The following is a 23,660-nucleotide window of genomic DNA, read 5'->3' as shown; positions in this document are numbered from 1 at the left end:
ACTCTATCCCACCTAGAACCACCCCCCACATACAAAATGGGGGGTCCTGAAAACTGGATCGATCCCAGAGGATAAAATTTCTAATAAAGATAATCACAAAAAGACTTGACTACAGCGGGCGAATTACGTATAATAACCCGTGCAAGAGATTCCTCGATAGCTCAATGGTGGAGCAACCGGCTGTTAACCGGTAGGTTGTAGGTTCGAGTCCTACTCGGGGAGCCATTACTTTTTTATCTTATTACGGGCCCATAGCTCAGCGGTAGAGCCCCCCGCTCATAACGGGTTGGTCCTAGGTTCGAATCCTAGTGGGCCCACCATTTCGAAGTTCGAAGTTCGAAACGGTGGAAAAGATAACAAACATACGTAACTTAGTTCTTGTTCGTACAGTTTATCGAATAACGAACAACGAATATCGATTTGGGCGATTAGCTCAGCGGTAGAGCGCATCCTTCACACGGATGAGGTCACTGGTTCGAGACCAGTATCGCCCACCAGTGAAATAGATATAGAAATTAGGTAAACAAGCCTACAGTCTTGGTATGAGCAGATTTGTGGATAGTGGAAAATTGTGAGGCTGAACGACAAAACTGTTAAATACCCACTAATACCCGTAAGAATCACTAAGTAGTCGGTCAAAATTCGGTCAGGCGGTCATAAGAAAAATACAGATACCTCATTGATGAGTTCAATGAGGTATTTTATTATTGAATGGATATTTTTTAGCTTTGACATATAGATCCATAATAGTTGAGACATTTATGAAATTACTACCTTTACACTTAGAGGCCCAAAATGGGCTCTAAGTTGTTTGAAAGGATACAATTCTAAAATTCCCTTACCACTAACCATCCTTTTAGTTTATACGTGTTCAATATTTTACGTTCATACAATTTATCATTATCTAAGCGTTTGCATTATTACACTAAATGTAATATTATGTTACATATAGTGTAATAATAAGGAGTGGAGACATGCCGAGCAGATTATTTCCATTGGGTGGACCCGTATCGGAAAAGGATATCGTTGATCGTGAGGATTTCTTACTTTCCCTTGGAATTCGATTAATAGAAGGGCAGAGTATCATGTTGGCTGGCCCGCGTCGAATTGGTAAAACGTCTTTGGCGTTAGAGGTTTTAAGGAGACTTAAAACAAAGGATAGTTATGTTGCGTTTATTGACCTATTTCGATATAACACAAAAAAACAACTTTCCCTTGCAATTATAGATGCTTGTTTAGAAAATCGTAGTGGTATTAGTAAAACAACGGCAGCTTTAAAAGATGGCCTAAAAAGAATAGCTAGCGGGGCAAGGCTAACTGCTAAGATCCAGGATCTTGAATTTGAGGTTGGGTTGCCGGGCGAAGGTAGAGATGATGATGAGTTATTTAACTACGCTCTTCGCCTACCTGAGATTCTTGCAAAAAAGGACAAAAAGCAGATCGTGGTGGTTTTCGATGAATTCCAAGAGGTCATTCGCATAGCTGGTGAGGATACACTTAAGGTTATGCGCTCTTATTTTCAGAGACAAGAGGGTGTTTCCTATTTATTTCTTGGTTCAAAAGAGGGCATGATGAATACTATCTTCGGCGATAAGAGGCAGGCCTTTTATCGATTTGCTACAATATTGCCTATTCCACCTATCCCTACGGATGCTTGGAAGGAGTACCTTTCCTCCAAATATTTAGAGAAAAGAATCGCCGTTAATGAGAGGACAATCCTTGAAATCTTAGATTTAAGTGGTGGTCATCCGCAAGACACAATGCTTTTATGTTCTGAGATTTACTACGCACTTATAGAAGCTGGGGAAGCGACATTAACGTTGGATTTTGTAAGAACAGGATATACCCGGGCGCTTTTAACGTTGTCCCCTGTTTTTGATGAACTCTTAGATGAATTGGGGAAAGTCGCTAATGTCCGTCATGTGCTGATTGGTATTGCAAAAGGGTTACGCATTTATTCGGGGCTGAGCGGTAATCCAAATGAGATAAAGCGAGCTGTAGATACACTGGTTTCAAGAGCAGTTATCGAAAAATCTAGCCGTGGCAGTTATAATTTTGTGGAACCGATGTTAAAACATTATCTAATCGAAAAGATTGATGTTTATTAAACGTAGAAGGGATTTATGCAAGTACTGCTTTATTTTTATCCTTTAATAAGTAATTTTGCTCATGGCCCGAGTCCGTAATCTAGGCATGACATGAGTATAAATCTTACCAGTTGTCGCGAACGTTTTTTTGACCAAGGAGCTCTGAGACTGTTTTTAAATCAACGCCCTGCTAGATAACATCTAGTTGTTTATCTAGTAAATAAGATGGAAAAACAGGTTGTCGCAAACAATTGGCTGAAAAGATGTTGTATTCAATTTGTGGTCTTTTCTATACTCACCTTGGTCTGTGCGGGGAGTTATTTCAAATTAGGTCAAATATAAGGACCAATGTCCTATTCCAAGAATTCAAGTTAATGATATTATTAAGCATGACCTATATCAAAGATAGATTAAGTATCTTATAGCTAAATGATTAACACTTTACTTAGCTCTCCTCCTTTTTCTATACCCCTCCTAGTGAGGGGATTTTTATATTTATGACCCATAAAATTTCTATTGCATTTACAGGGCAAAATGTGGTAGTATTCTAGTACGGAAATAATGAAACACAGTTTTAATATGTGAAACATGATTAGATATTAATCAGCCAACCATATCTAATCGTTTAATAAATCATTTATCTCCTCCGATAATTAAGAGACAGTCAGCTAAAACCTTTAGAGAGTAATGCACCAGCAGAGAAAACTTTACCGTAACTGTGAAACTTAATTTCACTATATAAAACGAAAATGATTTTTAGTCGTTTTGTTACGGTTTCTATTTAATAAAGTTAACCTATGAGAAATGCAAAAGAAGTAAAGGAGGAAGATTGGTATGGCACTTTGGGGAGTCGAAAAGGTAGAGGAACAGGGTTGGGGAGAAGTAAAAGCTGAAACAAAGAGAATGACAGGAGCCCAATTTATCGTGACATTTTTGGCTCGCAAGGGAGTGACTCAGATTTATGGTATTCCAGGGGCTGCCATTCTGCCTTTTTACGACGAGGTATTTGAGCGCCACGATATGCGCTCGATTAATGTCCGTCATGAGCAAACCGCAATTTTTATGGCAGACGGTTATGCAAGATCGACGGGTAAAGTGGGGGTTTGCGCAGCTACCTCTGGTCCAGGTGCAACCAATTTTCTGACAGGACTCTATAGCGCCTATGGAGATTCTATTCCATTACTAGCAATCACGGGCCAAGTTCCTACTAACTTACTGGGAACCGATGCGTTTCAAGAAGCGCCGATTGTGGAAATGGCTGCGCCAGTCACTAAGGCAGCGTACTTGGTCAAGAAGACGTCTGAGTTGCCTAAGGTGATGCAAGAGGCATGGAAATTGGCGACGCAAGGTAGAAAAGGCCCGGTCTTAATCGATCTTCCCATTGACGTCCAAAAAGGAAGTATAATAATTAATGTCGAAGATTATTTGAATGAAGAGACCGATAGTCGCATAATGGAAGTAACCCATAGCCAATTAGAACAGGCTTTAACAATGATTCAAGAAGCTGAGAGACCGGTAATTATGGTTGGAGGAGGAGTTGTTTTAGGAGACGCCTCAGAAGAACTTTTAGCTCTGGCTGAATTACTCGAGATTCCTGTCGTTTCCACGCTCATGGGGAAGGATGGGTTTCCAAATTATCATAGGCTCTATGCAGGAATGGTGGGGACCATGTGTCAGACTCCGCTAGGTAATAAAACCCTTCTGGGTTCCGATCTTATCCTGAATCTAGGGGGAAGGTTCGACAGTCGGAGTACAGGAGCCATGGCGGTTTTTAAAAAGGACCGTAAAGTGATTCACGTCAATATCGATAAAACAGAACTATCACGCAATGTACCTGCGGAACTGGAGATTGTTTCAGATGTGAAAGATTTTTTACGGCAATTCAACCATCAGATTCGCAGAAGTGCGTACAAGCCTAAAACTGAGGCCCAGGAAAGGGTTCAAATTCTTCAAGAAGATAGGATAAAGCTTGCTCGTCAAACGGACTTCGAGACGCGACCCTTGAAACCTCAGCAGGCTATCATTGAAGTCAGAAAAGGTCTGCACAGGAATGCAATTGTAACCTTGGATTGTGGGTTGAGCCAAATCTGGGCTACTCAATTATTTGAGGCCTACGAACCTCGGACGTTTTTAATCACAGGACGAGCAGGCACCATGGGGTGGGGGTTAGGGGCAGCTATGGGAGCCCAGCTCGCTTATCCTCAACGTCAAGTTGTCAATTTATTGGGGGATGCGAGCTTGGGGATGTCGCTACAAGACTTAGCTACTGCCGCAAAACATAATATTCCTGTGGTGGTCGTTGTCTTAAACAATTCACTTTTTGGTCTGATTCGACAGCAGCAAAACCTGCTTTTCAACCGCAGATGGATTTCCACGGAATTGGACTACGAAAACACAGTGCAAGGGCATCAAAGAGGCTTAGACTTTGTCGCTACGGCCAAAGGAATGGGTGTAGAAGCTGAACTAATAGACAAGCCTGAAGAGATCACTGAAGCTCTAGCGCGTGCGTTTAGCATCAATCGCCCTTATCTAATTGAGATCTTGGTTGATCCGGATGCACAATGTTCAGTTTCTCTGGATGGAACTATTAGTGGAGTTAAGGAACTTAATTAAGAGGTATAAGTAGATAAAATAGTCAGCAGAAAGGAAGATCACTTATGGGTACAGATCTTAAGAATTTCGTCGCAAATCTTTCATTCCTATTTACAGAGTTGCCTTTTATGGAGCGGTTTAGGGCCGCGAAAGCGGCAGGCTTTGCAAAGGTAGAGTTTATGTTTCCCTACGATTATGACCTTGAGGAGATAAAATCACAGCTTAATAGCTTAGAGTTAAAGCTCGTTTTATTTAACCTTCCGGCAGGGGATTGGGGAAATGGGGAGAGAGGAATCGCGGTTAAGCCAGAACGGAAGAACGAGTTTCGTGCAGGAGTAGGGCAAGCGATCGTGGCGGCTCAAAAACTTGGTGTGACACAGGTGAACTGTTTAGTTGGCAAAGGAGATCCTGAGTTGGATGAGTCGGTATTACGGTCGACCATGGTGGAAAACATCTCTTATGCGGCAAAGAAACTTGAGGAGCATGGTTTGCGCTTGATGATTGAACCTATTAATCATTATGATATTCCTGGGTTCTTCCTCAATACCACGGATCAAGTTTTAAAACTCATCGCAGAAATCAATCGTCCAAATGTCTTTTTACAGTGGGACATTTACCATGCGAGTCGTGAAAACGAAGATCTCTGGAAAACCCTCAGTAATTCCATAGCTCAGATCGGCCACATTCAGATTGCGGATCAGCCAGGAAGACACCAACCGGGTACGGGTGAGATCGCTTTCCAGAGATTATTGACAGAGCTTAAGAAAGCAGGGTATTCGCAGGAGATTGCCTTGGAATATGTTCCTGGCCCTGATACAGAAACATCCTTAAGGTGGGTTAAAAATTATAGCTTATAGAAAAATAGAAAGGTGTGATCTGAGTTGAGTAAGATTGGTTTTATCGGTTTAGGAATCATGGGGAAGCCTATGAGCCGAAATCTTATAAAAGCAGGTTATGAGGTTGTTGTGTATAACCGAAGCACAAAGGCAATTCAAGAGATTGTGGAAGCGGGGGCAAAGGCAGGAGTTTCCCCTAAGGATGTTGCTGAACAGTGTGAAATAATTATTACCATGCTTCCCAATTCCCCTCAAGTCCGTGAAGTAATTCTTGGACCTAATGGGGTTCTAGAAGGGATTCATCCTGGTTCTATAGTGATTGACATGAGTTCTATTGCTCCCATTGTCAGTCGAGAGATAGCTGAAGTCCTTGCCGGAAAATCCGTGCGTTTTCTGGATGCGCCAGTGAGTGGGGGAGAGCCCAAAGCGATTGAGGGGACCCTTTCTATTATGGTAGGCGGGATGTTAGCTGATTTTGAAGAATGCTATCCGATCTTTCAAGCTATGGGCTCGTCCGCATTACTTTGCGGAGATGTCGGTGCAGGAAATGTAACAAAATTGGCAAATCAGATTATCGTAGCGGTAAATATTGCCGCAGTATCCGAAGCCTTAGTACTAGCGACCAAAGCAGGGGTTAATCCTGAAGCTGTTTATAAAGCTATTCGTGGGGGATTAGCAGGCAGTACTGTTTTAGATGCCAAAGCGCCCTTGATGATCGAGCGTCGCTTTGATCCGGGGTTCAGAATTGGGTTGCATATTAAGGATTTAAACAATGTTTTAGAAACGGGTCATGAAATCGGTTCTCCGTTGCCCTTAACGGCGTCTGTAATGGAAATGATGCAAGTGCTCAAGGCTCAAGGCTTAGAACAGGCGGATCATGGAGCTCTCGTTCAGTATTACGAAAAACTGGCCCAAAGCGAAGTTAGTAGAGGATAGTAACGAAAGAGATACGGATGGGACAAGGGGAGGATCCGTCAGATAACTTTCAAAATTTAAAGGTGGATGGATTGACAATAATAATCTATCCGCCTTTTCTTGTGCGCCGAGAAGCACTTTGCCTGACAGAGTGTTATAATAAGAACGACCTATTCTACATAATTTTGAGTTTTGTTTTTCTCACACTAGGGTTCCATTTATGCAATTAAGGGCATAATAGTTTTTAATAAGTAGTTATTATTAAAGAGGTGAATTATGACAATATCCGTCACTCTAGGTCCACGTTTGCAAACTGTTGCATCCTTTGTGCCAGTGGGTGCAGAGCTGGGAGACATCGGGACTGATCATGCCTATTTACCCATAGCACTCTACGAGACACTGCAAATATCAAAGGCTATCGCTGTGGATGTCCATGAAGGGCCATACCTATCCGCGTTGAATGCTGTTAAAGGCCGGAACTTAGAGGCTTACATAGATGTGAGGTTTGGTGATGGTTTAATGCCACTTGAGTCAGGGGAAATCAATGCCCTTACCCTTGCGGGAATGGGTGGCAGAACCATGTTGGAGATTCTATCTGCCCGTCCAGACGTTTTAGCTTCCGTGACTGATCTCATCTTACAACCGCAAGGGGCAGAGGGACCGTTACGGTTAGCGCTGTTGAATAGTGGCTGGCGGCTTAAGGAAGAGCGGTTGGTGAAAGAAGAGGATCGAATCTATGTGGTCATAGCCCTTGCTAAGGAAGAAGGATGGGACATTGTCCAACTACAAGAAAATGTGAGTGTTTGGAGTCTGCGGTTGCACCCGCTTCAGGAGAAGTTCGGTATCCAGACATTTGAATTCCAAGACTTAGTGTCCAGACTTGTGTGGCATTTCGGACCCCTCGTCCTAGAAGAACGAACGGAACTCTTGAGGGATCATCTCAACGACTATTGCGGCATGCTTCTGAGGCGGATCGAGCAAATGAAGAAATCCAAGAGCATAGAAATTGTCACAAAAATCAGAGAGGTCTGCAATGAATTGACGTTAGTGGAGGGACTAAGGATATGGCAGTAACGATTGGATTAGTGGCTCAACTAATTGAAAAGATCGCTCCCAAATCTTGGGCTGAGGAGTGGGATAATGTCGGGTTATTGGTTGGAAGCGGATCAAAGCCCATTGAGCGCATATTGATTTCTTTAGACGGAACCTTGGCAGTGGTCGAGGAAGCAAAGGATTTTGGCGCCCAACTTATCGTGGCCCATCACCCCATAATTTTCCGTCCTCTGAAAAACTTAAGATCTGATAACACAGGAGCACAAGTCCCTCTTGGACTTTTGCAACATGAGATTGGTTATTATGCTGCTCACACGAATTTGGATCAATCAGTATTCTCTTCGAGCCGCGTCTTAGGGGAGATCCTAGGACTTGAAAAAATGGAACTATTGGAGGGCGAAGAACGAGGGTACGGTGTAATCGGCTATTTACCACATCGTGAGAAATTAGAAATTCTGTGGAAGAGGTTTTTAGATAAGTTGACCAAGTCAGAGGTATATGCACAGGACTATGAGTTATCTGGAGTTCGCTTAGCCGGATCACTAGAGCAAGATGTGCGAAAAGTCGCCATTGTCAATGGCAGTGGGGGGCGATTCGTCTCTAATGCGTTGTTTAAAGGAGCGGATCTCCTTATAACGGGAGATGTTGACCATCATTCCGCTCTCGATGCACTGGAAGGAGGTATGGCTGTCGGAGATCTTGGGCATTTCCTAAGCGAAGCGCCCATGCTGAAAAAGCTGTATCACTATTTGTCTGCCGAAAAATCTCTGCAAGGAATAGAGATTAAAGTGAGTTCAATCAATCGCTCGCCATGGCTTGGCTAAAGGGATGGTCATTGTTTAGTAATAAATTTTGACTATTGCAACATTACGAAAGTAAATATTACCACTTGACAGCCATTGTGAAATATATTACTATAATATTGCAAGGAATAGTCTGATAATAGAGTCTTTTCAATGAAATATCCGAGGCTTATTTAGACGAATTACTGATTCCCCGATAGAAAACATTTGAAAGGAGAATGAATTATGAACCGCACAGAAATCCTACGTGTTCAACGTGAAAAGGTATTAATCAACATTTCAGAAGACGGTGCTAATCGTACTAAATGGTTGATCGAACTGATGGACATTGATGATGAAATGGAAGAAATGGAAGAGAAAAAGACTAATGTTAATTAATCCAATACTCTCCATTTGACCAAAACAAAGTTTTCTAGTAAGATAACTAAGCGAAGCCAACCAGATGATCGCGGAGGTAAGGACCCAAAGGTCGCCTCTGAGGAAAGTCCGAGCTCCATAGGGCAAGGTGCTGGGTAACACCCAGTGGGGGAGACCCCAAGGAAAGTGCAACAGAGAGATACCGCCGATAACGGAGGTCAGTTGTCAGAGGCCAGAGGTTAGAATAAGTTTGTTCTAATCCGACTTCCGGCTTCTGACGACTGACCTCCGAGTAGGTAAGGGTGGAAAGGCGAGGTAAGAGCTCACCGGCAGTCAGGCGACTGGCTGGCCATGTAAACCCCACCTGGAGCAAGACTGAATAGGGGAACTATGAACGGCCCGTTTTTGTTCCCGGGTAAGGTCGCTAGAGGCCGTCGGTAACGGCGGTTCGAGATAGATGATCATCACCTCCGAACGGAGGGACAGAACTCGGCTTATAGGTTGACTTCGCATTGTAGGAAACTGAGGATGTAAATGCATCGGCGGTTTCCTTATTTATTTGATAGGATTTTTGCTCTTTCCCAGATCTTGTTTTTTTTCACTACTTATTTATCTTTATAACTTGAGCTTAAAGTTAGAAGAATAAATAAACGTCATTCAGAGAAAACTTTACTGTTATTAACTATAGTTTTGAAGTTGAATTCAAGGAGTTTTGAATCTATGACTATAAGCTCTGAAGTACGCCCTTTAGTCGTTGCTTTGGTATCAATTTTATTAGGGGCTACAGGGCAATTTTTATTCCGTCTAGGTATGCTTCAATATGGAAAGGTAACGCTCACAGGGATTTGGTCACAGCTGGGATCCATAATTTTCTCTCCGGCAATTTTCGTTGGGTTTATGTGTTTTGGAGTTAGTTCAATTCTTTGGCTGGTAGTAATTTCACGTTGGGAGCTTAGCTATGCATATCCACTAGTTTCGTTGGGATATGTAATTGCTATTCTGTATGGTGTTCTTCTACTCCATGAAACTCTCACAATGCCTAAAATCATAGGATGCGTGCTGATTTTGGCGGGCATTAGTGTCTTGGGAATTTGGGGATCTTGGTAAGAACTATTCCTCATGGCAAGCTAATATCTTTCAAGATAAGAGAGTTGAAAGAAACTGGTGAATAAGATATGATAAACCTAAGCTGAGTTGCCAAGTATTCTTTGTGACTTGTCACTCTCTGAAACAACTTAATATGCCGGTTTGATCGGGGACATTCAATACTTTTTTGGAGTCATAATGACAAGAAAAAGGGGAGTGTGTTGGATGCAATTACAAGACCTCGGGCGAGGTACGCGGATCGAATTATCTAAAATGGCTAGGCTGCTCGGTATGAAGTTTATCGGATTTAATCCAAATGCTCAACAGGTATCGTTGGAGTTTAAAGGCAAAGGGGTTACCTATCCTTTGGAGGAATTTGTTCAACAGTATGAACGAGAATGTCCAACGTCGTTTACTTGAAACTTTAAAGGGGCTCTGACTCATGGTGAATGAGTCAGAGTCCCTAGTTGGTTTGGTTTATGTTATTGTTTCTGATAGAAGAAAGAGGAAACGGGTTTGAGGCCTAGGTGATTCATCCCGAAGAGGTGTTCTGTGCTTCCGGTGAAAAGAATTCCACCTGGGCGTAAGGACTCTGTGAACTTCTTGTAGAGCATTTCTTTGGCCTCTTCAGTGAAGTAGATCACGACATTACGACAGGCAATAAAGTCAAAGCTAGTTTGGAAACGATCGGTAAGTAGATTTTGGTGCTGAAAATTGACTTGTCGTTTGACTAAATCTTTGATTTGATACCCTTTATCAGATGGGGTAAAATATTTCTGTAGAAATTCTGGTGGAGTACTTGCAAAATCATTTTGTTTGTAGACACCCTCTTTAGCTTGTTGCAGTACATTAACATCTATATCTGTGCCAAGGACGGTGAACTTGGCAGTGGAGAAATAGTCCATCATTGTCATAGCTAGTGAGTAAGGTTCTTGGCCGCTTGAACAGCCGGCACTCCAAAGTTTTAGCGGGGCTTTATTCTGAAGCATCATGGGTATAATCGTTTCTCGCAGGGTTTTCCATTGGTTAGCATCCCGGAAGAATTGAGAAACGTTAATGGTTAAATGTTTAAAGAAGGCGTCATATAAGACGGGATCAAGATTAAGTGCTTTCAAAAACTCCGGATAGGCTTGGTGCCCGTGAGAGTGCATAAAGCTAAGAATTCGACGCTGCATTTGGTTTTGCTTATAGAATTTTAGATCCAGCCCGCTTTTGGGATGAAACCCTTTAACAAAGTCTTCATAGGTATTGGCAATGGATGCAAAGGACAAGGGTTACACCTCTTTCATAAATATATTTGTTCCCAAACGACTTGATAAAACCGTAATCCTAAGCGAAAAGGTCGACAACTAAGCCGCGAATTTCATCAATCTTTGTTAAAACTTCAAGGGGTTTAGATTGCTGATCCAGGAGTTGTTGCCCTAACTCTTCTAATGCTTGATCGATTTTGGCAATTCGCGTCATGACCTTTGGGCGCCCATAAGAATCATGGGACGAATCTTCAAACATTTTTCGGCTTTGTCCAAAGGTGGAGCGAAGGAATGTTTTTACCATATCGCGAAAATCTTTAAGATCACGGATCGAGAGAGATTGAGCTAGCTTCTTCCCTTGAGATTCAAGTTTACCTAGAAACGTTTGGAGTTCGATGCGCTGAATTTTTTGGGTTTGAGATAAGACACCACTAAAATCATTCGTTTTAGCAGAGGGACTCTGAGAATCAAGGTTTGTGGCTGGGGTTTGATGGGGTGTATTTATGCGTAAAGACATAGTCATTCTCCTTTAAGAAAGGAATTGTTATGCAGACTCGCAGAGTATTTATTAAGACATTATTAGGTCTGGGAGCCGTCGGTCTACCTTGGAGTCTCTGGCCGACCCGTGTCGGAGAGACTATAAAAATAGGGTTAGGTCGTCCGCCGGTTGAATTGGTACTTCCCCCTTTGATCGAGGAGAGTCAAGAGCCTAATTTGATTAATCAGGAAAGTTTAAACCGCACAGCAATGGATGATATCCTTATATTGACTGCAGATGAGATGCAGGGTCGAAAAGCGGGATCAATAGGAGAGGCTAAAGCAGCAGAGTATCTGACGACCCAGCTCAGCAGGCTTGGACTAAAGCCTATGGGGGAACCAAAAATAGGGTTTAGTCATGCGTTTACAATTCCTCCGGTGGTGAAAACCAGGGTCAAGGGTCGGTTGACCTTTAAACCTGGAGAAAGTCGGACCTTAAAGACTCCGAGTGTCAATCTCTTAGGGGGGCTAATCGGTGAGAATCCGCAGGAGATCATTCTACTTTCGGCCCATTTCGACCACCTGGGAATTTTTGAAGGGCAGGTCTACCCTGGAGCTAATGACAACGCATCAGGGGTCGGGTGTGTACTAGATGTCATACGCCGAGTTCTCCGGGAGGGGAAAGTTCCAAAACGAACGATTGTGATCGCCTTTTGGAGTGCTGAAGAGATGGGCTTCGTTGGGTCCCAAGCATTTGTCCAAGCTCCGACCTTTCCTCTTCAACAAATCCAAGCAGTCTTAAACGTCGATACAGTCGGCAATGGGATGCTTGGAAACTTTGCACTTTGGGCAGACAGCGAAAATATCGCGGTCAAGGCTATTCGTCAAGCCGCTGCAGAATGTGGGGCCAGTGCCTTATTGACCCCTTCGGCAGGGCATAATAGCGATTCCGTCAGTTTTGCCTCGGCCAACATTCCGGCAGTGACCTTGCTAGCAAAGGAGTGGTTAGTCAAAAATCATACTCCAGAAGACACTACAGCATTATTGAAGCTTGAACAGGTTCAGTTAGCAACAGAGATGATCTACAGAGCAGTGCATAGTCTTGCTTTTTAAGGGTTCGTTATTGTTTTGTTAGTGGGTCGCTGATTGGAGTGGGGGCACTAGGCTCGGTAAGGTCATATTTGGAGCGAAGAATGATTAAATCAATACGGCGGTTTTTGCTGCGTCCTGTATCCGTATCATTCGGGGAAATCGGTCGATATTCTCCATAGCCTGTGGCGGATAGCCGACTGGGTATAATCTGATCGTTCAATAAAATTTGCACAACATTGGTTGCACGAATCACCGAGAGTTCCCAATTACTTGGAAATTGCGGGGTTCGAATGGGTAAATTATCAGTATGCCCTTCAACTCTGATCTGATTGGGGGTTGGCGCAAGGACCGTGGAAATTTTCTCTAGAATATCGCGTGCTCGGTCGTTAATACTGGCAGAGCCGCTTTCGAAAAGTAAGGTTTCCTGAATGCTAACGACTAGGCCGCGTTCTTCTAGGGAAGAAACCAGCTTGGATTGTATTTGGTTGTCAGCCGCAAACTTATCAAGTTTGGCTTTAATCGCTTCAATGCTCATGTTTTCTGCATCGGTATTTTCCTGAGTTGTGTTTTTAGTTTCCTCGTTGGTGTTTGAATTTGTGTGGGTGGTTCTAGGAGACGGAGTTCCGGTCTGAATGAGAGACGGTCCCACTGGGCTGGTAGCCAACTCGATTTTCGCGGGAGTTCCTCCACCAAGTGCTTTGTTAAGGGATTCTGCTACGGCTTGGAATCTTTCAGCATCTACTTTGCTCATTGAGTAAAGTACGACGAAAAATATCATGAGGAGGGTAATTAGGTCAGCATACGTTAGAAGCCAGCGCTCGCCATTTTCCTTTTCTGCTTCATGTTTGCGTTTTCTCCTCATCGGCTCTCACTAACCGCGGCACGTCTGGGTGTGACTTCACTGTCCTCATTTTTTTCAGAGGATATCCCAATGTGGGTTTTTAATTTCTCCTTCAGGATGGATGGGTTTTGACCTGCCTGGATGGACAGAATGCCGTCGAGTACCATCTCCATGGCCGATACTTCAGCTTTGTCCTTCATTTTAAGTTTTGTAGCAATAGGAAGCCATAAGAGGTTTGCAGAAGCGACGCCATAGAGAGTGGCAAGAAAGGCAGCTGCAATCGAGTGGGAGAGCGCTTCTGGATCAGATAGATTACCTAAGACCATGACAAGGCCCATGACGGTTCCGATAATGCCCATAGTAGGCCCATAACCACCCGCAGATTCAAATACGGAAATTCCAACCTTATGGCGTTTTTCTAGAACCGCAATATTCGATTCTAGAATTTCTCGGGTAATTTCAGGGTCGGTTCCATCGATTACGAGTTGCATGCCTTGATGGGTAAAGCGGTCTGTTACAGTTTCAAGTTCTTGTTCCAAGCTGAGTAACCCCTCGCGTCTTGCTTTTTCGGCAAATCTCACGAGGGTCTCATAAGCCTCAGCAGTCCCGAAGGTCTGGGAGGTAAATGCGATTCTAAACCATTGAGGAAGTTTTTTGAGATCAGACAGTGGGAAACTGGTAATAATTGCTCCAGCAGTTCCACCGAAGACAATGATAGCAGCAGATACCCCGCCTAGAGAACTGACAGTCCCCCCCTCTAATATGAAACCGATGATGATGGAACCGAATCCAGCGAGAAGTCCAATCATTGTTGATAAATCCATGATCTGCTTGCCGCAACCCTAATACCTCGAAAGGGGTTATAACTGAAGTATGAAGGATTACGACTTACCTCCCTTGCTAAATTTCTGACTATTATAATCGCTAGTCGAAAATGAGAAACTTTTCATGAGAATGATCCGATATAGTTATATCGTCATTTTACACGCTGATCATTAGATTTTCTACAGTAAAGTTTATGATTGTATTATATAGGAAAAACTGAGGAAGAAACTATAATTCTAAGTTTCTTTGAAAAATGTTTCGCAATCAAGAAAATTCCTCTTTAGTTTTTGCGGTTAATCTTCGATATAGAGAGTAGAATAAGTATTTTGGAGTGAGCAAAATGAAAATAGATGGGACTTCAATGTCTCCGATTGGGAGCGTTCAAGCAGTCAATCGTGTATCACAAGTGCAAAAGAAGACGCTCGGTTCTGAAGATAAGGTCGCTGTTTCCGACAAAGCGCAAGTCTTTCAAGCTTTGCTTCAGAAGGCAAAAGAGCTTCCCTCTGTTCGGGAGGACCGTGTTAAAGCTCTGACTGAACAGATTGAACGTGGGGAGTTCCAAATTGACGGACAAAAGATAGCGGAAAAATTGTTTTCTCCAGAGTTCTAGTTAATGAATGCATCAGAGGGGGAGAATTCCGTGCCTGAAATACTTCAGAGCTTTAATGAAAACTTAAGACGACAAGTCAAGGTTTATGAGGACTTAAATGTTCTTGAAAGGAATAAGCAAAAAGCTTTGCTGAAGAATAACCTCCAAGAAATTGAGTCGATTACGGCTCGGGAGGAACAACTCTTATTAGAGGCAGGCCGCTTGGAGAAAGAGCGGCTTATGTGGGCAGAACACATTGGCCGTGACCTTGGAAAAGAGCCCCAGGACCTCACTCTGGCAGAATTGGCAGAACATTTCCCGATCTTACAGGAAGTGAGTCATGATCTGGATAAGGTTGTTGGAGATTTACAAGAAATTCATGAGATTAATACCCAACTTCTTCAACAGGCCATGAAAGTTGTGGAGTTTACAGTTAGTATGTTAACCCATCAGGAAAAAAACACTTACCAGCATCCCAGTGTTAAAGAGAATGAAGAATCCCGTAAACTTCATCTCTTGGATCGGAGGATTTAAAGATATGAGTTCGACTTTCTTTGGCTTAGAACTTTCGCGCAGAGCGCTGTCATCACAGCAAGCCGCTTTAAATATTACTGGGCATAATATTTCCAATGCTAATACCGAGGGCTATACTCGGCAGATTGGGAATTTGACGGCAACCACTCCCTATACGGTATCCGTGGCCGGAAAAAGCCTGAGCATAGGTTCGGGGGTAACTCTGGATACGATCACGCGAGCTAGAGATAGCTATGTGGACCGGCAGTTTCGAGGGGAGACATCCAAGCAACAGTATTGGGCAGGAAGACAAGATAGTCTTCAGAAAATTGAAGGCATTCTAAACGAACCTTCCGAGAACAGTCTGCATTCAGATATGGACAAATTCTGGAGCTCTTGGAGTGATCTGTCGAAAAATCCGGAAAATATGGGAGCGCGCTCAGTTGTTCGTGAGCGAGCACAAACTTTAACGGAAAGTTTCCATAACATTGACCAACAAGTTAGTGACATGAGAGGAAATTTAGAGTCGAATGTCAAGGTTCAGATTCATCAAATCAATATGTATGGTCAGCAAATTAAAGATCTTAATGACATAATTAAACGGTCAGAAGTTGCCGGAGACAACCCCAATGATTTACGAGATCAAAGGGATGTCCTGGTGGATGAGCTTTCCAAGATTGTCAGCGTCAGAGTCGTCGAAACGAAGGACTCAACCTTTACGGATCGTAGTGTTAATAATTATAAGGTGATTATTGGAAATGAGAATTCAGTGTCCAATATCTTGGTCGATGACAGCAGAGTAAGATTTTTAGAAGAACCTCCTCCGGAGAATGATGAAGGGTTTTCCCGAGTCGTCTGGAGTGACGATTTAACCAATAAGGATGTTGACCTAGGAAGTAAACTTGGAGCCCTCGCTGCAAATATCGAAGTGCGTGATGTTGATCTTCCTAAGTTTAGGGAGCAATTTGACAAGCTAGCTCAGGGAATCGCCAGCGCGGTAAATGCGCTTCATCAAAAAGGGCAAGGGTTAATCGCGGAAAACGATACCGATCCTCTAGCAGGCCCGGTCGGGATTAATTTCTTTACAGATGGGTCGAACCCTTCTTCGTCGAACCCACCCGAACTTCCCGTGGTCACAGCTGCAACAATAACCCTAAATTTTTTAATCGAGGATGATCTTAATCGAATTGCTACTGGAATGATTCCGTTAGATACAACACCTATTCCTCCTCTTCCTCCTACCCATGCTCTCGACGTTGATGGTAACCTGCTTGTTACCGTAGGGGATGGGAGCATTGCAAGAGCGCTTTCCTCGTTATCGAGTGGCTGGAATGGCCTGAAAAGTGTACTTGGTGAAGACTATCCAATTCCTGTTACAGGAGCTTCTTTCGGCGATTATTACGGGTCGAACGTCGCTCAAATGGGTGTGGATGTCCAACAGGCCGAGCGTATGAAAGCCGGACAAGATGTCTTGGTCGTACACCTAACAAGCCAGCGGGAGTCGTTTTCCGGCGTATCCTTGGATGAGGAAATGACAAATCTCGTGAGGTTTCAAAAAAGCTACTCAGCAGCAGCTCGCATGGTAACCATGATGGATGATATGTTAGATACGATTGTCAATCGAATGGGGACGACCCGTTAATAAGAACATGATATTAAACAGCGAGAGTAGGTGATTACTTTGCGGATAACCAATAAAATGATGACTCAAGACTTACTGCGTAATCTTGAAGCGACCCAGGAGAGAATGAATCAAATCCAAAACCAGATGACTTCCGGTTATCGTGTCAATCGTCCCTCAGACGATCCGGTAGGAATTCAAAATGCCCTGCGTATGAAGAGCAATATTTCTGCTGTCGAGCAATGGAAGGGCAACGTCGATGAAGCGTTGGGGCTGATGGATACGACGGACGGCACCCTCGGGGATATGACGTCGATGCTGCAACGGGTTAAGGAGCTTGTAGTACAAGGATCAAACGGGACGTTATCTGAAAATGATAGAAAAAGTATTGTCCTGGAGGTTCGTCAGATTACAGAACAACTCGGTATGTTAGCGAATACTAAAATTGGCTCAAGGTTTATCTTCTCAGGGACAGCAACGGATAAGGAACCAGTAACTACCGATGGAACTTGGCAATGGAAAGGGAATAGTGAGGCTGTTAAATTTGAGGTGGGGAATAATCTTAGCTTACCTATTTCCGTTGATGGTAAGAGTTTGTTTTTTGAACCTCTAACGGGCGGCTCGGGGATATTTGCGACGTTAAATGCCTTAAGTCAAGCATTGGAGAACAATGATGCAACAGCGATCGGAAATTCTCTTGAGGATATTGAAGGGAATATAGATAATGTCTTAGCGCATCGTGCCGATATAGGAGCGCGTACTAACCGGATGACGGCACTGCGGGAACAATTGGATACCACATCATACAATCTGACCCAGAATCTTTCGAGTATTATGGATGCAGATATCGCCAAGACGATTATCGATTTCAAGAATTCAGAAAATGTTTATAAGGCTGCGCTGTCGATTGGGGCGCAGATTATTCAGCCTTCTTTAGTGGATTTTATGAGATAGGCGATGTTTTGTTAACACTCGGTCAGCCGTAGAATTCGCAGGCCAAACTACGACTCAGACTTCGGATTGGGGCCGAGGGTCCCCGCCAAATTCGCCGTCCCTGGCTCAGTTGGCGGCTTCGCACGTCCTGTGCTCAGCCCTTGATTTGGGGTTCTTGTCTTCGTTGAGTTTGGCGGCTGCTCATTCTGAGGCTTCGCTCTGTGTTAAGCAAAACATCTTGGGTCAAGATGGAACGGATTAGGTATTTCGACCGAAGGGAGTGGCTTCATGCTCCAAATTAATATTAATACTCAGCCGATTCGTCTGGATTATAACATTCAGAATGCCAAGTTGAATCTGCAGTCCACTCGGCCTCAGGTGCAAATGGAGACGACGCCGCCGACTTTGGAGATTCGTCAACCGCGGGGAGAGCTGACGATCGACCAGACTCCTTTTCGTTATTCAATCGGGCTAAAGAATATGGCCGATTTTTCCCGAGACAATGCTGAATTGGGTAGGCAAACCGCTATGGACACTATTGCGCGGATTGTGGGAGAGGGAAACCAAATGGCTCGGTTTGAGAATGGGTCAAATGCGATTGGCAATATAGCTTTCAGTGCCAGTCTAACAGCTGTTCCAGAGATTACTTTTGCACCTCTTGCTGCGCCTAGGATAAATTATCAAGCTAATCCAGCTCAGATAAATGCTAGTGCTGGAAATGTGAATGTTTCTATTCAGCCAGGCAAGGTAGAAGGAGACTATCAGCCTGGGATTCTAGATATTAAAGTCATTCAATACCCCAGTATTGAAATATCAACCGTGGATGTCAAAGTTTGAAGATCGCTATGAGCTTGCGAATGAGCTCCCAGATTGGAGGGAATAGTATATGAAGATAGAGTCAACTAGATTAGGACAACTGGAAGTAGCAGAAGAACAATTATTTAACTTCCCCCACGGAATCCCTGGTTTTCCTGACGAGAAGATGTTCGCATATGTACTGCATGATACGGAAAGTCCTTTCTTTTTTCTTCAGTCCACAATGGAAGCAAATTTAACCTTCTTATTAGTGGATCCTTTTGCTTTTTTGAAGGACTATGAATTTGTCCTGGAGGATGGAGTTGCTAAGGAACTGGACCTTTCCCTGGAAAATCTGCCGCAGGTATTTTTGATCGCTAATGCGAAAGAAAGACTGGCGGATATGACGGTGAATCTGTTGGCGCCTATCGTAATAAATGGGGTCAATCGAACGGGTAGGCAGGTTATTCTGGACAAGCCAGAGTATTCTATCCGGCATAAATTATTTCCTGACGGCTTGCTGAAAGAAGCTGTCGAAGGGGGAAGATAATATGTTGGCACTTACTCGTAAAGTTGGCGAGCGAATCGTCATAGGTGACAACATCGTGGTGACGTTGATCAGTATCAAAGGGGATAACATCCGCTTGGCAATTGAGGCCCCCAAAGTGGTTAAGATTTACCGTGGAGAGATTTTCGATGCGATTGCGGCAGAAAACAGACAAGCTGCCGTTCCCAATGATCTAACCGAGTTAGATAAACTGAAAGAAATGCAAATTAAGAAGTAAGTGCGTATAGCAGCTTACTTCTTAATTTTATTCAGGGAATAATATTAGGCCAAATTCCGAAGTTCTAATAGCATAAAGGAGTAGCAGTGATAGACGAAAACTATCTGAACCAGAAACTAGAATGGGTTAATACCGACTTGAAACGTTAGACCAGATTGAGGCGAGAATAGATGCACCATTCTTGATGTGTGATCAGACAGAAAAAGCCCCACGTTCTTCTGTTGGAACGTGAGGCTAAGACATTATTCCGGGTATTCGTGTATGCTTACATGAACAATATTTACACAAGTCGAAAAATCGAGGAAGCTCATTTGATCCAGTTCGCACTGTGGATTTTGGTGGCCAAATCATTAAAGATTTGATCTCCATCGTACCGATTCGACCCGAGCATATTTGCTAATTACATGGAGGCATAAGAGAATTCGGAATAACTTAGTTAGTCAAGTCAGCTTTTATTTTCTGGATCGTTGTCAGAGGTAAGCCTGTGATTTTAGCCACAATTGTTGGTTCTATTCCCTCAATTAATGCGTTGCGGGCATCTTCATGCTTGCCTTCTGCTTTACCTTCTGCCTTGCCCAAAAGCTTGCCTTCTTCTCTTATCCATTCTTCAATCTGAGTCATGCTTAACACCTCCAGTAATTTCTTCTTATATTCTTCTGGTAAAAATTTGTCAGTAATGGCTATGATTGATCCTATGACAAAGTCGGTTAATTTGGAATTGGCTGATTTGGCCAATTGTGCAGCTTTAATGGTCATCTCCGCTTCGGGTTGTTGACTCTTCATTAATGGGAGAAGTATCAGTTTCAATATATCTGCTTCTTCTAATTCCGCTCCTTGGTCAAGAAGGGTCTTTATCCTATTATATTCTGCATCGCCGTCCATGCGCTTGAGAAAGACGTTATTGACTCTGTAGCATAGCGATCCTTTTTCCAGTAGTTCGGGAGCACTCTCGATTCGTCCTGAATATATTACGGCAGTGTTGACATTCATGTTGTGTCTTTCAACAAGTCTAGCTCCGTAGTAGGCAACTCGCCGTAAGAGGTCCTCAGGGACTGTGGTCTGGAATTCCAAGTGGAGCAGGGTATCGTCTTCTAAGAGGAATACAAAGTCTACCCGCTTCTCTTTGGCCTCCACTACAGGTAAGACCGTGGGCATGATATCCACAATCTTAGCTGTCTTAAGCCCGAAAACCTCAAGCGTCTTGTCCTTAAACATAGCAGCGGTGGCCTTCATGATAATATCATTATTGTGAGCGTTGATCTCCGTTTCCAAGACTATCACCTACCCCTTTGTAAATATTATACTATAACCTAAGCCGTTAAACTACAGGTCAGTATTTTATTCAGAAACGCATATTGGCATGCTGTAATAATATTGACTATCTTTCTGTGAATGTAACCAATGATGGAAATGGAAGGCTTCTTTATGAGGATGAAGAGGGGCATTTTTCTAAACTTTGTCCCTACTTTTACAAAAGCTACTATGAAACACGAAAATTTCGACAGGTCAAACACGCCATCTTCCAAAGAAAATTAGCGTAGGAATTGAAAAATGTCCGACAATGATATAATTTGTGCCAAGTAAGACAAACTATATGCGTATTATGAAGAGTGACGACATTGATTATTGTCATCCTTAGATTCTTGAAGAGCAAATTAAAATTGTCAGAATAAGTTTATAATTGCGTTGACCCCGAGGGTGGCTTACCGGACGGAAGGGTATCTCTCGAGCTTGTTTCCGCGATTGGAAAACCTAAAACGAGGCGCTGACTCATCTTGAGCGTTTTGATGCCCTCGAAGAGCATAATATTTAACTCATTATTCGCAATAAGTCAGCATAGTTCGTCGACGTTGAAGTGGTACGCCCTCGGGCTTACTATGAATATCTTACTAACAAACTCTAAACCCATATGAGTATACTTCTCGCACCTACAACATCGAACCCTAGTTTTCACAAGCTAAACAATAAGTTGATAAGTTATAAGTTGGTGTCAGGCACCGGTAGCTTTATAAAATAGTAATTAATGGAAAAAATTTGTTGTGTTATGCGCATTAGATATGTATAATATAAACTAAGAGGTGAGGGGATGAAACGAAAAGACTTGATTAAAAAATTAACTGTCAATGGTTGGTGGTTATTTCGAAATGGTGCAAATCATGACATATATACCAATGGAATAAACAGCGAACCAATTCCTCGCCATCGAGAAGTGGATGAAAAGTTAGCAAGAGCTATCATCAAGCGACAGGGGCTGAGTTAAGCCCTTATACCGCTATGAAAATAATTGGAGGTGCATTATGAAAAAAGTATACCCTATTGTTTTAACTCCGGCTGAAGTCGGATATGTTGTCTTTGTCCCTGATTTGCGAATTAACACCGAAGGCACAGATATAGCCAATGCTATTGAAATGGCCCGCGACGCGATTGGGCTATGGGGGATCTGTGAAGAGGATATGGGTCGGTCTATTCCGTTACCATCTACTCTTCAGCCTGTATGCGCAGACAACGAGATTGTTACCCTAGTTGATATTGATATCGATGCATATCGCAGAGCAAACGATAATCGAACAATCCGAAAAAATCTAACTTTGCCCAGTTGGCTTAATGACCTAGCCGAAAAAGCAGGGGTTAATTTTTCGCAGATTCTACAGGAAGGCTTGAAAGAAAAGCTCGATGTCCGAAATCGTTAGATTATAAGTATAAAATAATGGTGATGTTAGTGTTGGATTCACTCAGTAAATCCAGTAAAAGTATTTGCTGATATAGAGTAATGAGAAGAATCAAGCTGAATAGCCAGACACTCGTAGGAACTCTTTAACTTTAGAGTATAATATGGGTGCGGGATTTTTTTGGAAGGGGGATTTGCAATGGGCGAATCGGCTCGTGAAAAGTTAGAGGGTTATACTTACGCAGACTACTTGCTATGGGATAATGAGAAGCGTATGGAACTGATCGAAGGCATAATTGTTGACATGACCCCCGCCCCATCTCGGTTACACCAGGAAATTCTAGTGGAGCTGGGGAGACAGTTTTCTAACTATCTCCTAGGTAAGACCTGTAAAGTATACGTTGCCCCTTTTGATGTTCGTCTTCCACGGGCGGACGAGAGTACAGAAGAAACTAAGACTGTAGTACAACCCGATTTGGTAGTCGTATGCGATCCCAAAAAACTGGATCAAAGGGGATGTGAGGGAGCACCTGATTTGGTTGTTGAGGTTTCTCAGGCACCGGTAGCTTTTTAGTCATTCCTTTCCTTATTATTCTAATTTATCGATTTTTTTAAAATGCCAAAAAGACACTTCATCCGAAGACGAAATGCCCAAATTTTGAGGGGACAATCCCCTTTTAACCATTCATCAATTGTCAGAGTAGTTTCCTATTGTGTGAGAGTACGACCTCGTTACGATCTAATTTTAGGATCTCTTCTAGGGGGAGTCCTGTGATTTCTGCGATTAGTTCGACCGCCAACCCTTTCTTTAAGGCTGCTTTGGCTGTCAGTACTCTTCCTTTATCCTTCTCTGACTTCATCCTAGTTAGCTGGTCACGAAGCTCGGCTTCCCGAGCATCGTACAGCATTCTTGCCTTTTCGTCCTTACTGATGATCTGTAATAGGTCATAGGCTTTCTTAATGTCCTTATTTTTTTCAGCTAACATCTCGATATTATCCAAACATTTGGATTTCATTATCCAAACAAAAATAAAATCCAAACCTTTCTTCGAATTGTTTTATAACCAAGCCATTTTCACAAGGATTAGTTTGGATTTGTTTATGTTATGATTTTCCTATCAATCTTGATAGGAGGTCAAATATATGAACGTAGAAAACTTAAAAAACAATTACCCCAAGTTGCTCTCCCACATGGAAGATTCAGGCTACTCAAAGAAGTACATTTACACGTTCCGCAGAGAAATCCAATGGATCATATCAGAAGCTGGGTTAAGGAGTTGGAAATGCTATGGCGACGTGTACCGGGATTACCAGGCCAATTCGTCGCCTCATGACAAACTCGAAAAGAAACACGCAATAATCGGCGCTATCGAGCAGTTCGACCTTCACGGCAGATATCCCGATTCAAAGTGGCATAGTTTTAAGGCAAGGGGTTCGTACCAAAAGCTTGTACCCGAGTTCAGGTTGTTGATCGACTATTATAGCAAAGTGGGACGAGAGCGCGGGAAAAAAGAGTCCACTATTTACAAGGAATCGCACAAT

The 23,660-nt window shown here is 43.0% G+C and carries 27 protein-coding genes, 3 tRNA genes and 1 other RNA gene; 25 read left to right on the top strand and 6 right to left on the bottom strand.

Annotated features, from left to right (window positions below):
• Positions 1 to 150: 150 nt before the first annotated feature.
• The 13 genes from JL57_RS15455 (at position 151) to JL57_RS15405 (ending at position 10,149) form a co-directional block, all read left to right on the top strand.
• Positions 151 to 225: transfer RNA gene (locus JL57_RS15455), tRNA-Asn, on the top strand.
• 20 nt (positions 226 to 245) lie between these two features.
• Positions 246 to 320, top strand: a tRNA-Ile gene (locus tag JL57_RS15450).
• A gap of 102 nt (positions 321 to 422) precedes the next feature.
• A tRNA-Val gene (locus tag JL57_RS15445) sits at positions 423 to 497 on the top strand.
• 477 nt (positions 498 to 974) lie between these two features.
• Complete coding sequence (locus tag JL57_RS15440; RefSeq protein WP_034142921.1) at positions 975 to 2,108, top strand: ATP-binding protein; 1,134 nt, start codon at positions 975 to 977, stop codon at positions 2,106 to 2,108.
• A gap of 813 nt (positions 2,109 to 2,921) precedes the next feature.
• Positions 2,922 to 4,700, top strand: a complete 1,779-nt coding sequence (gene ilvB / locus JL57_RS15435) for a biosynthetic-type acetolactate synthase large subunit (protein WP_034142920.1) — start codon at positions 2,922 to 2,924, stop codon at positions 4,698 to 4,700.
• A gap of 44 nt (positions 4,701 to 4,744) precedes the next feature.
• Positions 4,745 to 5,536 (top strand): hydroxypyruvate isomerase, encoded by a 792-nt coding sequence (gene hyi / locus JL57_RS15430; protein WP_034142919.1) that lies wholly within the window; start codon positions 4,745 to 4,747, stop codon positions 5,534 to 5,536.
• Positions 5,537 to 5,560: 24 nt separating this feature from the next.
• On the top strand, positions 5,561 to 6,451 hold the full coding sequence (gene garR / locus JL57_RS15425) for a 2-hydroxy-3-oxopropionate reductase (RefSeq protein ID WP_291300146.1): 891 nt from the start codon (positions 5,561 to 5,563) through the stop codon (positions 6,449 to 6,451).
• Between the two features lie 255 nt (positions 6,452 to 6,706).
• Positions 6,707 to 7,504, top strand: a complete 798-nt coding sequence (locus JL57_RS15420) for a class I SAM-dependent methyltransferase (protein ID WP_034142918.1) — start codon at positions 6,707 to 6,709, stop codon at positions 7,502 to 7,504.
• Positions 7,495 to 8,307, top strand: coding sequence for a Nif3-like dinuclear metal center hexameric protein (locus JL57_RS15415; protein WP_034142917.1), 813 nt, complete (start codon positions 7,495 to 7,497; stop codon positions 8,305 to 8,307). The genes JL57_RS15420 and JL57_RS15415 overlap by 10 nt, the downstream gene beginning before the upstream one ends.
• A gap of 204 nt (positions 8,308 to 8,511) precedes the next feature.
• Positions 8,512 to 8,664, top strand: a complete 153-nt coding sequence (locus JL57_RS34570) for a hypothetical protein (RefSeq protein ID WP_291300145.1) — start codon at positions 8,512 to 8,514, stop codon at positions 8,662 to 8,664.
• Between the two features lie 52 nt (positions 8,665 to 8,716).
• An RNA gene (gene rnpB / locus JL57_RS15660) (RNase P RNA component class A) lies at positions 8,717 to 9,156 on the top strand.
• A 207-nt stretch (positions 9,157 to 9,363) separates the two neighbouring features.
• Positions 9,364 to 9,750 (top strand): EamA family transporter, encoded by a 387-nt coding sequence (locus tag JL57_RS15410; RefSeq protein WP_034142916.1) that lies wholly within the window; start codon positions 9,364 to 9,366, stop codon positions 9,748 to 9,750.
• Between the two features lie 204 nt (positions 9,751 to 9,954).
• The gene (locus JL57_RS15405; protein ID WP_034142915.1) at positions 9,955 to 10,149 is read left to right on the top strand and encodes a hypothetical protein; all 195 of its coding nucleotides are present in this window, start codon (positions 9,955 to 9,957) and stop codon (positions 10,147 to 10,149) included.
• Between the two features lie 62 nt (positions 10,150 to 10,211).
• Here the strand turns inward: JL57_RS15405 and JL57_RS15400 are convergent, their stop codons facing one another.
• Together JL57_RS15400 and JL57_RS15395 are read right to left on the bottom strand one after the other, a co-directional pair.
• A complete protein-coding gene (locus JL57_RS15400) occupies positions 10,212 to 11,000 on the bottom strand; it encodes a protein-glutamate O-methyltransferase CheR (RefSeq protein ID WP_034142914.1) in 789 nt (262 codons plus the stop codon).
• Between the two features lie 58 nt (positions 11,001 to 11,058).
• Positions 11,059 to 11,496, bottom strand: a complete 438-nt coding sequence (locus JL57_RS15395; RefSeq protein WP_034142913.1) for a YaaR family protein — start codon at positions 11,494 to 11,496, stop codon at positions 11,059 to 11,061.
• A gap of 29 nt (positions 11,497 to 11,525) precedes the next feature.
• On the opposite strand from JL57_RS15395, the gene JL57_RS15390 reads away from it, so the two are divergent.
• Complete coding sequence (locus tag JL57_RS15390; protein WP_034142912.1) at positions 11,526 to 12,569, top strand: M28 family metallopeptidase; 1,044 nt, start codon at positions 11,526 to 11,528, stop codon at positions 12,567 to 12,569.
• Between the two features lie 7 nt (positions 12,570 to 12,576).
• On the opposite strand, the gene JL57_RS15385 is transcribed toward JL57_RS15390, so the two are convergent.
• Both JL57_RS15385 and JL57_RS15380 read right to left on the bottom strand, forming a co-directional pair.
• Positions 12,577 to 13,410, bottom strand: coding sequence for a flagellar motor protein MotB (locus tag JL57_RS15385; protein WP_034142911.1), 834 nt, complete (start codon positions 13,408 to 13,410; stop codon positions 12,577 to 12,579).
• A complete protein-coding gene (locus JL57_RS15380; RefSeq protein ID WP_034142910.1) occupies positions 13,407 to 14,213 on the bottom strand; it encodes a flagellar motor protein in 807 nt (268 codons plus the stop codon). Before JL57_RS15380 ends, JL57_RS15385 begins: the two co-directional genes overlap by 4 nt.
• A gap of 341 nt (positions 14,214 to 14,554) precedes the next feature.
• On the opposite strand from JL57_RS15380, the gene flgM reads away from it, so the two are divergent.
• The 7 genes from flgM to csrA all read left to right on the top strand — a co-directional run bounded on the left by flgM (position 14,555) and on the right by csrA (position 19,450).
• Positions 14,555 to 14,824: a flagellar biosynthesis anti-sigma factor FlgM gene (gene flgM / locus JL57_RS15375; RefSeq protein ID WP_034142909.1), complete on the top strand. Its 270-nt coding sequence runs from the start codon at positions 14,555 to 14,557 to the stop codon at positions 14,822 to 14,824.
• 30 nt (positions 14,825 to 14,854) lie between these two features.
• The gene (locus JL57_RS15370; protein WP_034142908.1) at positions 14,855 to 15,337 is read left to right on the top strand and encodes a flagellar protein FlgN; all 483 of its coding nucleotides are present in this window, start codon (positions 14,855 to 14,857) and stop codon (positions 15,335 to 15,337) included.
• 4 nt (positions 15,338 to 15,341) lie between these two features.
• A complete protein-coding gene (gene flgK / locus JL57_RS15365; protein ID WP_034142907.1) occupies positions 15,342 to 16,958 on the top strand; it encodes a flagellar hook-associated protein FlgK in 1,617 nt (538 codons plus the stop codon).
• A 39-nt stretch (positions 16,959 to 16,997) separates the two neighbouring features.
• Positions 16,998 to 17,891 carry a flagellar hook-associated protein FlgL gene (flgL, locus tag JL57_RS15360; RefSeq protein WP_034142906.1) on the top strand — a complete coding sequence of 298 codons (894 nt, stop codon included), beginning with the start codon at positions 16,998 to 17,000 and terminating at the stop codon, positions 17,889 to 17,891.
• A gap of 267 nt (positions 17,892 to 18,158) precedes the next feature.
• Positions 18,159 to 18,707, top strand: a complete 549-nt coding sequence (locus tag JL57_RS15355; RefSeq protein WP_034142905.1) for a DUF6470 family protein — start codon at positions 18,159 to 18,161, stop codon at positions 18,705 to 18,707.
• A gap of 49 nt (positions 18,708 to 18,756) precedes the next feature.
• Complete coding sequence (locus tag JL57_RS15350; protein ID WP_034142904.1) at positions 18,757 to 19,215, top strand: flagellar assembly protein FliW; 459 nt, start codon at positions 18,757 to 18,759, stop codon at positions 19,213 to 19,215.
• Position 19,216: 1 nt separating this feature from the next.
• Entirely contained in the window at positions 19,217 to 19,450 is a 234-nt protein-coding gene (gene csrA / locus JL57_RS15345; protein WP_034142903.1) for a carbon storage regulator CsrA, read from the top strand.
• Between the two features lie 432 nt (positions 19,451 to 19,882).
• On the opposite strand, the gene JL57_RS15340 is transcribed toward csrA, so the two are convergent.
• On the bottom strand, positions 19,883 to 20,722 hold the full coding sequence (locus tag JL57_RS15340; RefSeq protein ID WP_291300144.1) for a hypothetical protein: 840 nt from the start codon (positions 20,720 to 20,722) through the stop codon (positions 19,883 to 19,885).
• 814 nt (positions 20,723 to 21,536) lie between these two features.
• On the opposite strand from JL57_RS15340, the gene JL57_RS15335 reads away from it, so the two are divergent.
• The 3 genes from JL57_RS15335 (at position 21,537) to JL57_RS15325 (ending at position 22,692) form a co-directional block, all read left to right on the top strand.
• Positions 21,537 to 21,710 carry a type II toxin-antitoxin system HicA family toxin gene (locus JL57_RS15335; protein WP_034142902.1) on the top strand — a complete coding sequence of 58 codons (174 nt, stop codon included), beginning with the start codon at positions 21,537 to 21,539 and terminating at the stop codon, positions 21,708 to 21,710.
• Positions 21,711 to 21,747: 37 nt separating this feature from the next.
• Positions 21,748 to 22,140: a type II toxin-antitoxin system HicB family antitoxin gene (locus JL57_RS15330; RefSeq protein ID WP_034142901.1), complete on the top strand. Its 393-nt coding sequence runs from the start codon at positions 21,748 to 21,750 to the stop codon at positions 22,138 to 22,140.
• 177 nt (positions 22,141 to 22,317) lie between these two features.
• Positions 22,318 to 22,692 (top strand): Uma2 family endonuclease, encoded by a 375-nt coding sequence (locus JL57_RS15325; RefSeq protein WP_291300143.1) that lies wholly within the window; start codon positions 22,318 to 22,320, stop codon positions 22,690 to 22,692.
• Between the two features lie 121 nt (positions 22,693 to 22,813).
• On the opposite strand, the gene JL57_RS15320 is transcribed toward JL57_RS15325, so the two are convergent.
• On the bottom strand, positions 22,814 to 23,104 hold the full coding sequence (locus JL57_RS15320) for a hypothetical protein (RefSeq protein WP_291300142.1): 291 nt from the start codon (positions 23,102 to 23,104) through the stop codon (positions 22,814 to 22,816).
• 157 nt (positions 23,105 to 23,261) lie between these two features.
• Between JL57_RS15320 and JL57_RS15315 the strand changes: the two genes are divergently transcribed.
• Positions 23,262 to 23,660 (top strand): hypothetical protein (locus tag JL57_RS15315; RefSeq protein ID WP_034142900.1); only part of this gene is annotated, 399 nt, incomplete at its 3' end.

The sequence above is a fragment of the Desulfosporosinus sp. BICA1-9 genome, from assembly GCF_000802135.1.
The sequence above is the reverse complement of the archived record's forward strand: the minus strand, read 5'-3'. Positions and strand labels throughout refer to the sequence as shown.